At 66.5% G+C, this 14697-nt stretch carries 7 protein-coding genes and 1 pseudogene; 2 read left to right on the forward strand and 6 right to left on the reverse strand.

Going from position 1 to position 14697, the window contains the following annotated elements; translation table 11 throughout:
• Positions 1–44: 44 nt before the first annotated feature.
• The 4 genes from JGU66_11255 to JGU66_11270 form a co-directional block, all read right to left on the reverse strand.
• Positions 45–1103: a nucleotidyltransferase family protein gene (locus JGU66_11255; protein ID MBJ6761343.1), complete on the reverse strand. Its 1059-nt coding sequence runs from the start codon at positions 1101–1103 to the stop codon at positions 45–47.
• Entirely contained in the window at positions 1100–2587 is a 1488-nt protein-coding gene (locus tag JGU66_11260; protein ID MBJ6761344.1) for an undecaprenyl/decaprenyl-phosphate alpha-N-acetylglucosaminyl 1-phosphate transferase, read from the reverse strand. Before JGU66_11260 ends, JGU66_11255 begins: the two co-directional genes overlap by 4 nt.
• Before the next feature lie 104 nt (positions 2588–2691).
• The gene (locus tag JGU66_11265) at positions 2692–3837 is read right to left on the reverse strand and encodes a glycosyltransferase family 4 protein (protein MBJ6761345.1); all 1146 of its coding nucleotides are present in this window, start codon (positions 3835–3837) and stop codon (positions 2692–2694) included.
• 32 nt (positions 3838–3869) lie between these two features.
• Positions 3870–5012: a glycosyltransferase family 4 protein gene (locus JGU66_11270; protein MBJ6761346.1), complete on the reverse strand. Its 1143-nt coding sequence runs from the start codon at positions 5010–5012 to the stop codon at positions 3870–3872.
• A 131-nt stretch (positions 5013–5143) separates the two neighbouring features.
• On the opposite strand from JGU66_11270, the pseudogene JGU66_11275 reads away from it, so the two are divergent.
• A pseudogene (locus JGU66_11275) lies at positions 5144–6305 on the forward strand (acyltransferase).
• A 32-nt stretch (positions 6306–6337) separates the two neighbouring features.
• Complete coding sequence (locus JGU66_11280; protein ID MBJ6761347.1) at positions 6338–6931, forward strand: class I SAM-dependent methyltransferase; 594 nt, start codon at positions 6338–6340, stop codon at positions 6929–6931.
• A gap of 61 nt (positions 6932–6992) precedes the next feature.
• On the opposite strand, the gene JGU66_11285 is transcribed toward JGU66_11280, so the two are convergent.
• Together JGU66_11285 and JGU66_11290 are read right to left on the reverse strand one after the other, a co-directional pair.
• The gene (locus JGU66_11285) at positions 6993–13082 is read right to left on the reverse strand and encodes an RHS repeat-associated core domain-containing protein (GenBank protein ID MBJ6761348.1); all 6090 of its coding nucleotides are present in this window, start codon (positions 13080–13082) and stop codon (positions 6993–6995) included.
• A gap of 604 nt (positions 13083–13686) precedes the next feature.
• Positions 13687–14685: an ROK family protein gene (locus JGU66_11290; GenBank protein MBJ6761349.1), complete on the reverse strand. Its 999-nt coding sequence runs from the start codon at positions 14683–14685 to the stop codon at positions 13687–13689.
• Positions 14686–14697: the final 12 nt, after the last annotated feature.

Here is a 14697-nt window from a genome sequence, read left to right on the forward strand (position 1 = left end):
GGCCCCTTTAACGGGCGGAACGCACCCGCCGCAATGCCCGCATGTCACCCCGCACTGTTTCCCCGGAATCCGTCCAGTCGCGCCCGGGCCGCGGCCTCCAGGCGGCGCAGCGTGTACCGGGCCATGTCCCCCACGTGCGGCGCCAAGAGGAGCTTGGCCGCCATCCACGCGGGCTTGCTCTTCGCCAGCCCCGTGCTCAGCAACCGCGCTTCGGAGAAACAGCGCGCCGCCACCTCTCGCTGCCACCACGGAGGCGCCAGGGCCGAGAGCACGTCCGCGGGCACGGGCGCCGCCATCAGCCGGTGCGCCGCCTCCCACGCGTACCACGCCAGATGTGGCAGCGCCGTCTCCCGCGCGAGCGAAACCACCTCCGCCCAATCCAAGGGCGCCCGCGCCGCGCTCGGCAGCGCCAGGAGCTTCAGGTCGAACAGCCACGCCAACCGCTGGAGCAAGTGATTGCTGGCGTGCAGCGCCAGGTACACCGCCTCGTCCTCCGCGTTCGGATGGCGCACGCGCAAGCCATCCCACTCCTCGACCTCCGAGCGCGCCACCAGCGCATCGCCCTCCAGCGCGCGGCCGTAGCCCGCGAGCGCCCGGAAGTGCAGCTCCACCAACCCGGCGGCGCCCGTCAGCTCCAGGTGATGCGAGTCCTCATGGGCGTGCGCGGGGCCGCGGATCCGCAACCCCAGCCCCGTGAGCGCGCGCACGGAACGGTCCACCTCGGCGCGAGTCACCAGCAAGTCGACATCGCTCGTCGCGCGCTGGAGTGGGTCCGGATACAGCCGCCGCGCCAACCCGTATCCCTTGAGCAACACCGGCGTCACGCCTTCCGAAGCCAGCGCCTTCACGGCCTTCGCGAGCAGCGCCTTCACGCGCATCACGCGGGCAGCGTTGCCCAACGACTCGCGGCGGAGCAGCGCACGGGCCTCGTTGGGAAGTGTCCACCCCGCGCGCGACACCGCGTGCTCGACGAACCCCACGAGCCCATGCCGAACCGAGGCCTGGACGAACGCGACCGCGTGCTCGGGCGCCACCGACGCGGCCGGGGCAGCGGGCCACGCGCGCAGCAACGACACCAGCGCGAGCCCGCCCTCCGTGCTCACCGTCGGAGCGCAACCACGCGCGCGCCCGGAGCATCAGCAAGGAACAACAACGCCGCGGCACGCGCAGCCACCGCGTCCGCCACGACCTCCAGGGCCAGCTCCTCATCGCGGTTGATGGCCTCGCGCCCATCGCGCCAGCCGAGCACCAGCGCGCCGAGCACCGACTCCTGATGCTTCACCTCGATGCAGACCTCCAACGGCGCGGCCGTGTCCTGCCCAGGCCGCTGCGTCTCGAAGACCACGCCATCGGTCAGGCCATCTCGGACCTGCCGGAAGCGCAGCTCCTGGCGGGCCGCGTCCAGCGCTTCGGCCAGCGGGCGCACGGCGTTCCAGATGCCCTGGAGTGAGCCCGCGCCGCGCACCTCCGAGGTGACGTCGGTGACGAGCTGGCGCAGGCGGATGTTGCGCTGGCGCACCTGCTGAACCACCCCGGCGCTCTTGAGGTCCAGGTAGCCCAGCTTGCGCATCAACACGACGATGACGATGGCCATGCCGGTGAGCAGCAGGGCGCTCTGCGCGGTGTTGGCGAAGTTGAGCCCGAGCGCCGTGAGCGTGAACAGGCCGCAGAGGCCATACAGCACGAGCACGCTGCTGCGGTGGCTGAGCAACAGGCGGCTCATCAGGCGGTGGTGGATGTGCTCCTTGTCCGCGCTGAACAAGGGCCGCCCGAGCAACGAGCGGCGGATCATGGCCAGCAGGGTGTCCATGATGGGCAGGCCCAGCGACATGATGGGCACGAGCATGGCCACGGCGGTGCCGCTCTTCGTGCACGTCTTGATGGACACGGCCGCGAGCACGAAGCCGAGGAACATGCTCCCGGTGTCCCCCATGAAGATGGAGGCCGGGTTGAAGTTGAACACCAGGAACCCAAGGATGGCGCCCGCGAGCGCGGCCATCAGCAAGCACAGCAACACGTCCCCGCGAGCCAGCGCGAGGATGAAGTTGGTGCCCACGCCGAAGAACGCCACGCCGCCCGCGAGCCCATCCAGTCCATCGATGAGGTTGAGCGCGTTGACCACGCCCACCACCCACAGCACGGTGAACGGAAGGCTGAGCACACCGAGCGGCAGCTCGAGCCCGAAAGGATTGGCGAGCGCCTCGATGCGAAAGCCGAGCGCATAGAGGCCCAGCGCCACCGCGAGCTGCACGGAGAACTTCAGCCGCGCGCCGGCGCCGCGCAGGTCGTCATAGAGCCCCAGCGCCGCGATGATGGCGCCGCCGATGAAGAGGCCGGCGATCAGCGCGGTCTGCGCGCGGAACTGGAAGCCCACGCCCGAGTCCACGAGGAACAGCGCGCACAGCGGCGCGAAGAACCCACCGACGATGCCAATGCCGCCGAGCCTCGGAATGGGCCGGACATGCACCTTGCGACTCGAGTTCGCCTGGTCGAGCCAACCCCACGCATGGGCGCGGTTGCGCACCACGAGCGTGAGCACCAGGGCCACCATGAGCGAGATGAGGAAAGCGACGAAGAAGGTGACCATGCGAGTGGATGCCGGAGGTCATGGTGAGGGTCACTGCCCGGCGCGTCAACGTGTGTCATCCCCGAGCAGCGCGGTCGATCCCCTCCTCGGCGGGAAAGCTCAGTTCAAGACGTCGCGCGTGCGTTCAGCAAGGATTTGTAAAGCCCAACCATCCGCTCGGCGATATCTGGCCAGAAAAGTCCAGAGACAGCGTTCTGCGCGGCCCGCCGCAGGGCGAGTCGGCGTCCACCATCACTCGCGAGGGTGTTCACCGCGGCCACCATCGCCGACACATCTCCGATGGGCACCCGCAGGCCGGACTCCTCATGCGCCACCACTTCCTGCGCCACGCCCACCGGCGTCGTGACGGGCACGAGTCCACACGCCATCGCCTCCACGAGCGCCATGCCGTAGCCCTCGCTGTGGCTGGGGAACAAGAGCACCTCTTCGCTCGCGAGCAGCCGCGGCAGCTCCGCGTTGGGATAGCGGGAGATGACCCGCAGTCGCTCGCGTACGGCTGGAGGGAAGGACTCGAGCACCTCGCGCTCGGCCACGCCCGTGCCCAGCAGTGTCAGGGTGAAGGGGAGCCCTTGCGCGAACAGCGCCTTCGTCACGGCGACCAGCACCGCCGTGCCCTTGGCGGGCAGCCAGCTCCCCACGAAGGCCAGACGCAGCGGCCCGTCTTCGGGCACGGGCCGCGCGGGCGGCAGTCCATGGAAGACCGCGGGGAGCGCGTGCGGAATGACACTGAGGCGTGTGGCGGGCACCCCCAATCGCTCACGCGCGTAGGTCGCGTCCTGCGTGTTGAGCAGCACCGTGTGGTCGGCCAAGAGCAGCGACTGCCGCACTTCCCAGAGGCGAAAGCCGCCATGGTAGAGCGGGTACTTCCAGCTCAGGTGATGCAGCCCTTTGGACGAGTCCGCGCGGAGCCGCTCGGAATAGGTGTGCTCCAAGCCGTGACTGCGCGTCACCAGCACCTGTCCACGCGAGGCCCCGGGCCGCCCCGCGCGCGCCCAAGGCCAGCAATCGCCCGTCGTGACGTCGAGCACGTCATAGCGCCCCGCCACCCGCGCCAGATGCCGCGCGAGTTCCCAGGGGAAGCGCACGCCGTGCCACGCGGTGTACTCACGGGTGCCGGGAAAGGCTTCCGTGTAGCTGAAGTAGTCCACGACGCATCCGCGTGCCGCGAGCGCGTTCCCCAGCGCCAGCGTCACTCCCGGAGCCCCCATGTCCGGGTCGAGCGGATGATGAATGGCCAGGAGCACCCGCAGCCCACGGCCTCTGCCGTCTTGCATGCGCGTCCTCAGCCCAGACCGCGCTCGAACCGAAGTCGCTGACAGAACGACTCGGTGTCCTCGGCGGTCTGGTCCCACGTGCGTTGCCGCGCACGCTCCTGTCCGGAGCGACGAACGCGCGCCACCAGCTCGGGATTCCGAAGCGACTCGTCGAGAAGACGCTCCCAGCCCGCGGAGTCACCGGCTTCACAGAAGAGGGCATCTCGACCGTTGAGGGCGAGGTCGCCCAGGCCGCCCTCGTCGAAGCCCACCACACAGAGTCCGCTGGCCATGCCCTCGAGCCACGTCTTTCCAAAGCCCTCGAAGTACGAGGGGAACAGCAGCACGTCGTGCTCCGCGTACACCTGGCGCAACGCCGTGCGAGGCATCCACGAGTGGACGCGCAGACGCTCGCCGAACGCGGGCCCGTAGGCGCGACGGATGTGCTCCTCCGCCGACCCGTTCACGACGAACGTCAGCTCCAAGCCCGGATGGCGCTGCGCCAGTCGAGGCAGCACGTCCTCCATCAGCCCAGCGCCCTTGCGCCAGAGATAGCTGCCCACGAAGAGCAGTCGCGGCATGCGCACGGTCGGCTCGACCAGCGCATCCTCGAGGAAGTCCTGCCCCAGGCCGTAGCGGATGAAGCCCACCTTGCTCGCAGGCAAGGAGTAGGTGTCGCGAACGAAGTCCGCGCAGCGCGAGGACGGCGCGATGACGCCATGACACGCGCGCGCGGTGCGCCAGCAGGCCATGACCGCCATGGCACCACTGGCGCCCGAGAGCACCCGGCGGGAGGTCGCCTTCACGGGCTCATAGCCCAGGCGCTTCTCCGCCAGCAGCAAGCGGTGCTCCCAACCATGGGTGCGATTGAGGAAGAGCGTGTTCGGATGGTGCCGAGGCAGCAACTCATACGCGAGATAGGCCTGAGGCTGGCTCACCAGCACCACGTCGTAAGCCTGCTGCTTCAATCGGGACGACAGGGCCCTCAGCTGGCGTACAGGGGTCTCGAAGTGGCGCCGCAGCGCCGCATGGGGAACCACGCCTTCATCCGCGAACCACTCATAGTCGACCCCGTGGCCACGAGCGGCCAAGGCGTCGCCGACGGCCAGCACGGAGCCAGCCGAACCGCTGTTCGGATCCGGAGCAAACTGGGCTGCCACGAGGAATCGCATCACTCGACTTCATAGGACAGGACTCCGTGCCCTGGCGATAGGTCTCGCAAGGGCGCGTTCACGGACAGTCGTCCCGAGAGCGAACGGGCAATCACGGAGGCATTGCCGTCCCCGAGCCCGTGTGAAAGACAATGCGAGGCGCCCTTCATGCCCTCCCCTCACCCGCAGACCTCAGACTCGGGAGTCCTGTCCCCAGGGCCCTCACGCAAGGACGGCCTGGATGTGCTGCGGGCCTTGGCCATCGTCTCGGTGCTCTGCTTCCACGCCCCGGAGTCCGTGCGGCGCGCCCTGCCGGACATGCTCCGCGCGGGCTTCGACGTCGGCTGGGTGGGCGTGGACCTGTTCTTCGTCCTCTCCGGCTACCTGATTGGTCGGCAGGTGTTCGCGACGGAGGACGCAGCGCCTCTGGGACTTCAGCTCCGCACGTTCTGGCTCAAGCGGTGGATGCGCACGCTCCCGCTCTACTTCTTGGTCCTCGCCTTCCATGCACTGAAGCCATGGTTGCTGGGGACCCCCTTCGTGGGAGGAGGTTGGCACTACCTCGTCTTCCTCCAGAACTACGTCGGCGTGCGCGACTTCGTGCAGAGCTGGTCGCTCTGTGTCGAGGAGCACTTCTACGTGGTCCTGCCGTTGCTCGCCTTCGGCCTTCGTGCCCGCTCCGCTCCCGCCTGGGTCTGGATGATGCCTGGAGCCCTGAGCGTGGTGGCCCGAGCGTGGGAGGTACACACCGCCGCGCCCGGCCTGTTGCCCGTGGAACAGTGGGTGCGCTTGCAGTGGCCCACGCACCTCCACCTGGATGGACTCGCGGTGGGTGTCTTTCTCGCGAAGACCGCGCCGCGCTGGCAACGGTGGACCCCAGCTCGGCGCGGGGCCTGTGGCGTGATGGGCGCGGTGTTGCTCGGGGTGACCTTGGTGGCGTGCGTGCCTCACCTGCCGGACTGGGGAGGCGTGTGGATCTTCGCCGGGCTCGCGGTGGGATTTGGTGGATTGCTCGTGGCCACGGAAGCGATTGCGCTGCCCACGCCGCTGAGAGGCCTCGTGTACCAGGCCGCGGTCCTCTCGTATGGCACCTACCTCTGGTTCGGAGTCGTGGCGCGCGTGTTCGAGCGGCGGAACCTGACCCTGGGTGTATGGGGATTGGACCTGCTCGCCTTCATCGCGGTGACGCATGGGCTCGCGTGGGTGACGTACGTCGCGGTGGAGAGACCTGCCCTGCGGCTGCGGGATAGGCTGCTGGCGTGGCAGGCCTCGCGGGCAGAAGCGCGTGACGGGGTCGTGGAGCCTGGACGCTAACGAATTGGCCGTACCGACACAGGAGCAGGACCATGCGGGTCACCACTCACTTCGCCCTCTGGTTGGCGGGACTGGCGCAGGCTGAAACGCAGACCACCGCCGCCGAGCGAGCTTGCCTCGCCAAGCACGCCGCGGGACGGCGGAGGCTGGTGGAAGTCGGTGTCTGGCATGGCGTGACGACGCGGGTGCTGCGCGCGGTGATGGATCCGACTGCGACGCTCTGGGCCGTGGATCCCTATCCCGTGGGGCGCTTGAAGGTGAGCGTGCAGCAGGTCATCGCGCACCGAGAGGTCGCCAGCGTCCGCAACGGACACGTGCAGTGGGTGCGCACGACGGGGGCGGACGCCGCGCGAGAGCACCGTGCACAGGGCTTCCCTGCTCCGGATTTCATCTTCATCGATGGGGACCACAGCTACGAAGGGCTGCAAGCGGACTGGACCGGCTGGAGTCCGCTGGTCGCCCCTGGGGGCATCATCGCCCTGCATGACAGCCACTCCACGCCCCAGCGCCCGCTCGAGACCGCCGGTAGCGCTCGGTACACGAGCGAAGTCATCATGCAGGACAAGAACTATGAGCGAGTCGAGACCTCCGACTCGCTCACCGTGATGCGCCGCCGCGTGAGTTGAAGCGACGGCAGTAATCATGGCCGCGTCAATCACATCTGACGCGGCCATGACCGGAAAGGCGTCACTTTTTCGGATCGGGCTTGGTTGAATCCCTCAAAGGCACCCAGTCAGTCCTTGGGACATTTCCCACACCTTTTCCATCAATCCAATCCTGATCCTTCCATCCACCACGAGCCACCTGCCCGACTATCGCAACGAGGTTATTGGCCCCGACATCTGCAGCCGGATCGGGACTGTTCAACAACTCTACATCTGAGAGTGGGTGCGCTTCAGTCACTACCACTCCGCCAGGGTTCATTGCGACATCCACACCGTCCGTAGTCTTGAAGACAGCGCCTGGTTTATCTTTCGTCGCAACACCATCCTGAGGACCAACCCATACCTGACCAGGACTCACCGCAACCGGCACACTCGAGTTGTCGACCCTCACCGTCTTGATCAAATCCCCATGTGCATTCTCAATACGAGCCACTTGCCCATTTGCCTCGGGCTTCACCATGCACTCATTTACATTATCTTTACTACATGAAACATCTCGACCATCCACATCACTCATCACAATCGGATTGTTCGAAGCATAGCGATACACACCAACACCGCCTGCATTACTCACCATTTCGACAACCCACTTAGTACTCAAGAGCATGGGCTCCGGACCGAGATACCGTCCGCTGCGCGGCTCGTAGTAGCGATTCCAGTTCTCGAACAGGTCCGTCTCGGAGTCGTGGTACTGGCCCGGGAAGCGCAACGGCGTCCATGTCGGAGTCGCACCCGACTGGAAGCGGCGATACTCCAATCCCTCCAGCGAAGCCTCGCCTGTCGCGCCCGCCGTCGCCGGAGACTTGAAGCGCAACTGGAGCGTGCCGTCCGTCCCCGTCTGCGCCCAATCAGTCACGACCCCCGTCCCTGACATATTGCTCAACAACGTGGAAGCGCCCGATACACCATTCACCAAAGTCCCACTCCCATCCGCCAGATACACCCCGCTTCCGCTCGCGCTATCGAGGAATGCGAGCCGTGCGCGCATCTGCGTCACCGTCGCGGTCGAAGCCGGAGCCTTCAGCGCGGAGAACAGCGCATCCTGCCCCGTTCCCAGCACAGGCGAGCTGGCCACGCGGGTCGTGCGGTTGACCTGCCCATACGGGTCATAGTCGCCCACGCCCGCGACGCGCCGATACGAATCCAAGACCAGCACCGGCTTCCCCAGACCATCCGTGACGATGAAGTAGAGCCCGCACTTCGCCGGCTCTCCATTCCGCGGGCAATCTCCCACCAGGTCCTGTGCACGCTGACCACTGAGGCTGCTGCGACTCTTGAAGAAGGCGAGCGGCCGATTGTCGAGCCAGATGTACTCGTCGCGAACCGAGTCCGCCGTCGACAAGTCGAACCCCGTGTGCCCCCAGTCTTCCAGGAGCCGCGTCCCGTCGTAGAAGTACTCGTCCTCGGGCATCCCCGCCGGGGTATCCAGCAAGTAGCGCTTGAGGCGGCGTCGGCCCTGCGCGTCGTAGAAGTACTCATACGAGCGACCTTCGCTATCGGACACCATTCGATAGACAGCCCCGACGGCTGCATTGGCCCCCGTCGTGGAAGGATCCAGCGACAGCACATAGAACGGTGAGCCGACGGGATCCGTCTTCTGCTTGTAGTCAGCCACCTGCTTGACGCGACCATCGGCGTCATAGCCATAGCGCTGAGTCACCTTGAACTCGCGCGGGCACGAACCGCCCGAGCACGCATTCGGTGTCCACGAGCGAGTCATGAGCCAATCCACCCGAGGAGCCCCAGCGTCGTACTCGCTGACGTACTGCCATCCATCCAGGAACTCAGAGGTCCTGTTTCCGCGGGCGTCGTACTCGTATGCGCGCGACTGGTACGAGCCGCCTTCGTTCATGCCCGGGGACGTGAGCTGCTGCGCGAACCTCAACTGCAAGCGTGCGTCGTAGCCCTGCGCACCTGAACCGGAGTCCGCGTATCGCACCGAGTTCGGCGCGACACTTCCGATCTCCAGGAGGCACGTGTCCTCTTGGAGTGCCTGGTCTCCCTTCCACGTATAGGCGCGCTTGAAGATGTCCCCAAGCACTCCGCCCGCCTCCACCTTCGAGACCGTCAGCCCAGAGAGTCGACCGGAGGTATCCCCCGTGCTGGCGAAGCCCGTCCCATTGCAGCTCGTGAGCGGCTGGTTCGAGCCGCCTCGGTGGTACTCCACCCGCACCTGCTTGTTCGAGGCGGGCGCACTGGGCGCGTTGAGCACGTAGGAGCGCAGGCCGCCGAACGGCTCCCAGCGAGCATCGTCGATGAGCGTCACCATGCCCGACCAGGAGGTCCCATCCCACGTCGTCGCGGAGATCGACTTCACGCGGTGCGAACGCCCCGTCGTGTTGCCGTAGTAGCCGTAGGACACATAGCGCCCACCAGGCATCCACTCATTCATCAACAAGCCCGTTCGGTCGTAATAGAGGACACGATTGGGAGAGGCATTCGTATGGGCACCGACGCACGGATGCGTCCGGGCCGCCCAGCCGGTCTGCTTGCGCACACGGTAAAGGCCAATCATGTTCCCGTGCGCGTCATACTGATACCAAGAGTCTCCGAACGAGTCCGTCAACACCTGCGCCCGCCCCAAGGCCAGCGCGGGACGACTCGGGGAAGAGGCAGGACAAGCCGATGGCGCGGCGACCTCGTTGTCGTAGGCAAAACGATAGAGCGACTCCACCGAACTCGACGTGACGGCATTCGCGCCCCGCAGGCGTCCCAAGCTGTCGTACTCGTAATCCAGCCACTGCATGACGGTGGCGGCGGACATGGCGGGCGTCTGCTCACGGACGAGGTTTCCCGCCGCGTCGTACTCGAACTGATAGATGCCGCGGCCCTGCCCCGAGGAGCCGGACTCTTGCGGCCCCAGGGCCCAAGGAGCATGGACGCGCACGACGTTGCCGAAGTCGTCATGCTGGTAGTTCACGACAGGCTGGCTGCACGTGCCGGCGCCAGGCGGACAGCCCTGCTGGACACTCCGAAGGTTTCCGGCCGGGTCATAGGAGAGGAGTGTCCGCACCGCGTTCCCAGCGGTCGAGTTGGGGCCCAGCGGCTCCACGAGGCTGACCAGTCGATTGAGCCGGTCATACGAGAATGCCGTGCACTGCGGACTCAGCGGCTGCGGTGAGCCACTGCTCAGCGTGTTGGGGTCAATCCCTCCGCAGAGAGGGGGCGGGACCGACGCCCCCGGCTGATAGGCCAAGCCCATGCCGATGCGATTGCCCTGCGCATCGAACAGGCCCGTCTGGGAATAGATGGCTGCCGCCGTGGGCGAGGGTCCCGGAGAATTGGTCCCGGACGCCTCGAACGTGATGCGGCCCAGGGGGTCGCCCTCGAAGTAGCGCGTGCGGCGCACTGCCCCGGTCTCATCGCGATAGGTCTCGCTCCGCAGCTTCCCCTGGCGATACGTGTAGTCGACGCGCTCGGAGTAGACCGCGCCCCCCGGAGTCGCCGACGAGGCCTTCCACTGCAACAGATCCGAGCGAGGGTGCGCCCCACCCGAGTCGGCGCAGTCCGCCCCCGGAGCAACCCCCAGACGGAAGCACTGCACCTCGTAGTGCCCATCCGGGTGCTTGATGTAGTCGCCGTGCGCGCCGTTGTCATAGCCATACTCCGTGACGGCCTCCAACGAGGTCCCGACAGCGGTCGTGAACCGGGCCAGACGCTCACCCGCATACTCGAAGGTCGTCACGATTCCATTCGGGTCGGTGCTCTGGAGCAACCGTCCCCGCGAGTCATACGCATCGTAGGTCGTATCGAGGAACGTCCCGGTGCATCCCGCGCTCGTCGCCTGCGTGCAGACCCGCTTCTTCGAGACACGACCCGCCCGCTGCCCCGTCGAGGTGTCCGCCCAGTATTCGTACCGGGTCAGTGGGAAGGTGTACGCAGGCTTCCCGGAGGGCGCCGCCTTGTCGCAGGTCGTCGAGGTCTGACTCTCCACGAGGCAGGGCCCCATGACGGCTCGGATGCGCCCGCGGGGATCCTGCGCCGCGCCCGCGCTTCGAGAGCAATCATCGCTCGTGCAATAGAAGGTCCCAACGAGCCGCGGCGTGCGCGCCCAGGTGTGGGTGCCGTCCGAAAACTCCCACGTCAGCCCGGAGCGAATGACGCCCTGCAACTGATTGGTGAAGGAGTCATATTGCATGAACACCCCAGCCTGGGCGCCCGGGACGTCCTCACTGAAGGCGGAGGGTGAGAGCTTTGACTGAACCAACTGCTCAAACCCGCGCTGCGAAGCCGCGCGGGTGGCCCCGCCATACGCGTAGGTGTACTGGTTGACCAGGAGCGGTGAGCCTCCATCCTCACCAGTCGCCCCCAGATAGACCCGGTTGAGTTCGGCGGGAGGAAGGAACCCGGCCGACAGCACATCGGTTCCCGTCGCGAGCCCATGCTCGAAGACCGAGAAGCTCCCGTTGGGCTGCTGCTGGTACTGCGCCACCTCGACCTTGCCAGTCCGGCCGACGGGCGACAGGAACGTCATGTCCCAGGCTGTCGTCGCCCCAGCCGTCGCGAGCCCGGCGCACATCCCGCCGTCGCACTGCGCCACCACCTGCGTCTTCCCCAAGACAGGGCCCTGATCGCCTCGTGGCGCCCATCCACTCAGCTTCATCAAGAATCGATGCTCGACCGAGGACACCGCAGTCCCCGTTCCATCTCCCAGGAGCGACTGACTGCTCGTGAAGGACTGGTACTGATTGGGGCCACACGGCGACGTCAGCGTCAGCGACATCATCCCGGGCGCACACCCATTCCCGGAGACGCCAATGGAATACGCGTCGTGCGGACTCACCTCCTGACCGACATACCCTTCGGCGATTCCGCCATCCGTGCCCGTCAGACTCTGCCGAACGACGAGCACGCCATCCCGGGTCACTTCCCAGATGGGCTGTCCCTGAGCATCACGATAGGCGTAGTTCATCACCGTCCCAGGAACCGTTCCGCCACCCGACATCGAACGGTCCGGCCACTGGGTTCCGGAGACCAGACCCGCCTTGCTCTCCAGATACGAGTACTGAACCGCGCCAACCTCCAGGCTGCCACCTCGCCCGACAACATCGACGGACGCCACCACGCACTCCTTCGTCTTCCCATCGATGAGTGTGGGAACACGGGCCGGAAGCGCCTGATAGTGGAACACCAGCTTGTCCCCGCTGGCGGTGGTGACTGAATCCAGGACGGGCAGGTCCGCGCCCAAGACACCCGTTGTGCCCTCGGACGGCGTGCACTCCGCCGGGCTCTTGCTGCTGGGAATGGCATAGGAGAGACGCACCGCGCGCCGATGACATGAGGCAACGACGTCCACTCCAGCATCCTCCTGGCCCTCGGATGGACACGAGGCGGCGTCATATTGGGATGGCTCGACGTAGCTGAGGAAGTACGCGCCCTGCCAGATCATCTGCTGTGAGCGCACCGGCAGGTCCTTCAACACGTAGATGGGGCGAAGCGTCCGATAGTGATAGCGCCCCGAGGTGGTGTACACGATGAAGCCGTCACCGCTCCGCTGGATCTTCATGGACTGCTCGGACTCATCCCGGCTGAAACAGCCATCCGACTCGCAGGCCGCGAAGGTCTTCTTCGTTCCCGCCGGGCCGCCGTAGACATCCCAATAGGTCATGTCCTCGCAGGACGGCGTCTGGGGATCGCCACTGCAATGACTGCCCGTGTGCACCCGGAGCAGGATGAAGCTGTGAAAGTTGTGCCACCATTGGAGCGAAGCACCCGAGCGCCCTCCCGTCGCGGCCATGTGGCCGAACGGCGCGGGGAGGACCTGGGCCGGGTCGGCCTCGAGCCACGCGTTGTTGGCGCCGCTGAAGTGACGCTCGAGCGTGGCCCCGCCAAAGGGAGCGGAGAGCTTGAGGTCCTTGTTTGAGTAGCTCGGCTTGAGGGAGCCCAGCGCCACGGGGCTGGCCTGAGCCACGCCGAACTGGCCCGAGCCACCCAATGGCGGGAGAGGATTGAGACTGGCCTGGGCGATCTTCTCTTCAATCTCGTCATCCGGCAGCGGGTCATCCGTCCCGGTTGCGATGGCAATCACCGCCACCAGACTGAACGACAGACACACGACCACCGGGGTGCGGCGCCACCAGGGCCCGCCCCGCGTCATCAGAGGAGGAGTCAAGTTGAGGTTCTTTCAGTTGTGGCCCGAGGGCCAGGATTCAGGGAACAGGGGACGGGGACGGGCCTTCACCGACAGCCTCGGGAGGCGCGCGTGGCGGAAGACAGACTGCTTCCTTCGCGCCAGGGACCACGCTCACACAGCGCCACTCGGGCAAGCATTCAGCGCTGGATTGGCAACGACGGCTGCACACGTAGCCCGAGCCTCGCTCCGGTCGGGCGTGCACACACACCTGACTGAGACACTCCGAGGCGCCGTGCGCGCTGCAGTCCTCACCGACTTGTTTGTTTGCGGCCTGGTCCATGGGAGCGGGTCGCCACTCGCTCACCACGGTCCGGGTGCCATCGTCGGTTTTCGGCAGCGACTCCGCACGGCCCTTGTCGAGTGCCGGGTTGCACGCCACCAGTCCCACGAGGAGCAAGGCACTTGCCGCCAGACTCCTCGAACCCACCTTCCCCATGCGGGGCCACGCCATCTCCAATACCGACATCATCCCTCACGCGACAGAGCATTGATTGAACTGGAATGCAAAGTCACGTGTGTCAATAGCTGAGGCCAGTCCGACAAACAAGCCCCACTCGCGAAACAGCCATTTCGTGTCTCGGTGTCACATCGTGGGTTCGGCCAGGAGGGCGGCGCCAATGGCTCCCGACAGGTCTCCCAACTCGGCGACGTGAATCAATGGGGCACGCTCGGGGATGAACAGGTGGGGATACATCGACTCCGCGATGCGTCCCGCGTACTCCGGCCCCAGTCGCGTCCCGAGGCCTCCCCCCAGAATCACGGCTTCGACATCCAACAGGTTGATGGCCGAGGCAATGGCTGCTCCCAGCATCTCGATGGCCCGGTCAATCAACGCGATGGCCAATCCATCCTTCTTCTGCAAGGCGCTCATCCAGACACCGCTCGACAACCGCGAGCGTCCTTTGTCTCGCATGATGTCGAAGAGCTGGGTGCGCCGCCCGCGATGCACCTCCTTGCGCGCCTTGCGCTCCATGGAAGCGCGTCCCGCATACGCTTCCAGGCATCCCCGTCGGCCACACCCGCAGAGCGCGCCATCGGGCTTCACGACCATGTGGCCGATCTCCCCCGCGCCGCCGCGCCCACGCCAAGGCGTGCCATCCAACACCAATCCACCGCCCACGCCCGTGCCCCACCACACCCCCAACACCGAGCGATAGGGACGGCCCGCCCCCAGCCGGTACTCAGCCGCCACGGCCACCTGGACGTCATTGCCCAGCACCACCCGCCCTTTCACCAGGTCGCCCAGGTCCGCGGCCACGGGGTAGGGCTTCTCCCAATCCGCGACCACGTTGGTGGCGTGCGCGAGCGTGCCGTGATTGGCATCCACCGAGCCAGGAGCTCCCACCCCAATGCCTGACAGCCGAGGCGTCGCCAGCCCCGCGGCGACCGCCGCTTCCTCCAGGGTGCCGTACATCTCCCGGACGACCTCACCGGGCCCGCCCTTGCCTGGTGTTGGGTGGCGTGCCTGACCGAGCACCTCGCCCCGTGCATCGACGACCACGGCCTCGATCTTCGTGCCTCCCAGATCGATGCCACCCCAGACGCGCAGCTTGCCAGTGCGGGCCTTGGAGGTTCGCGGCATCGCGCGCGGCTT

Source organism: Myxococcaceae bacterium JPH2 (assembly GCA_016458225.1).
Classification (GTDB): domain Bacteria; phylum Myxococcota; class Myxococcia; order Myxococcales; family Myxococcaceae; genus Citreicoccus.

Coding starts and splice junctions, on each gene's coding strand:
- JGU66_11260 (MBJ6761344.1), bottom strand. CDS start 2,587: ATGGTCACCTTCTTCGTCGCTTTCCTCATCTCGCTCATGGTGGCCCTG.
- JGU66_11270 (MBJ6761346.1), bottom strand. CDS start 5,012: ATGCGATTCCTCGTGGCAGCCCAGTTTGCTCCGGATCCGAACAGCGGT.
- JGU66_11280 (MBJ6761347.1), top strand. CDS start 6,338: ATGCGGGTCACCACTCACTTCGCCCTCTGGTTGGCGGGACTGGCGCAG.
- JGU66_11290 (MBJ6761349.1), bottom strand. CDS start 14,685: ATGCCGCGAACCTCCAAGGCCCGCACTGGCAAGCTGCGCGTCTGGGGT.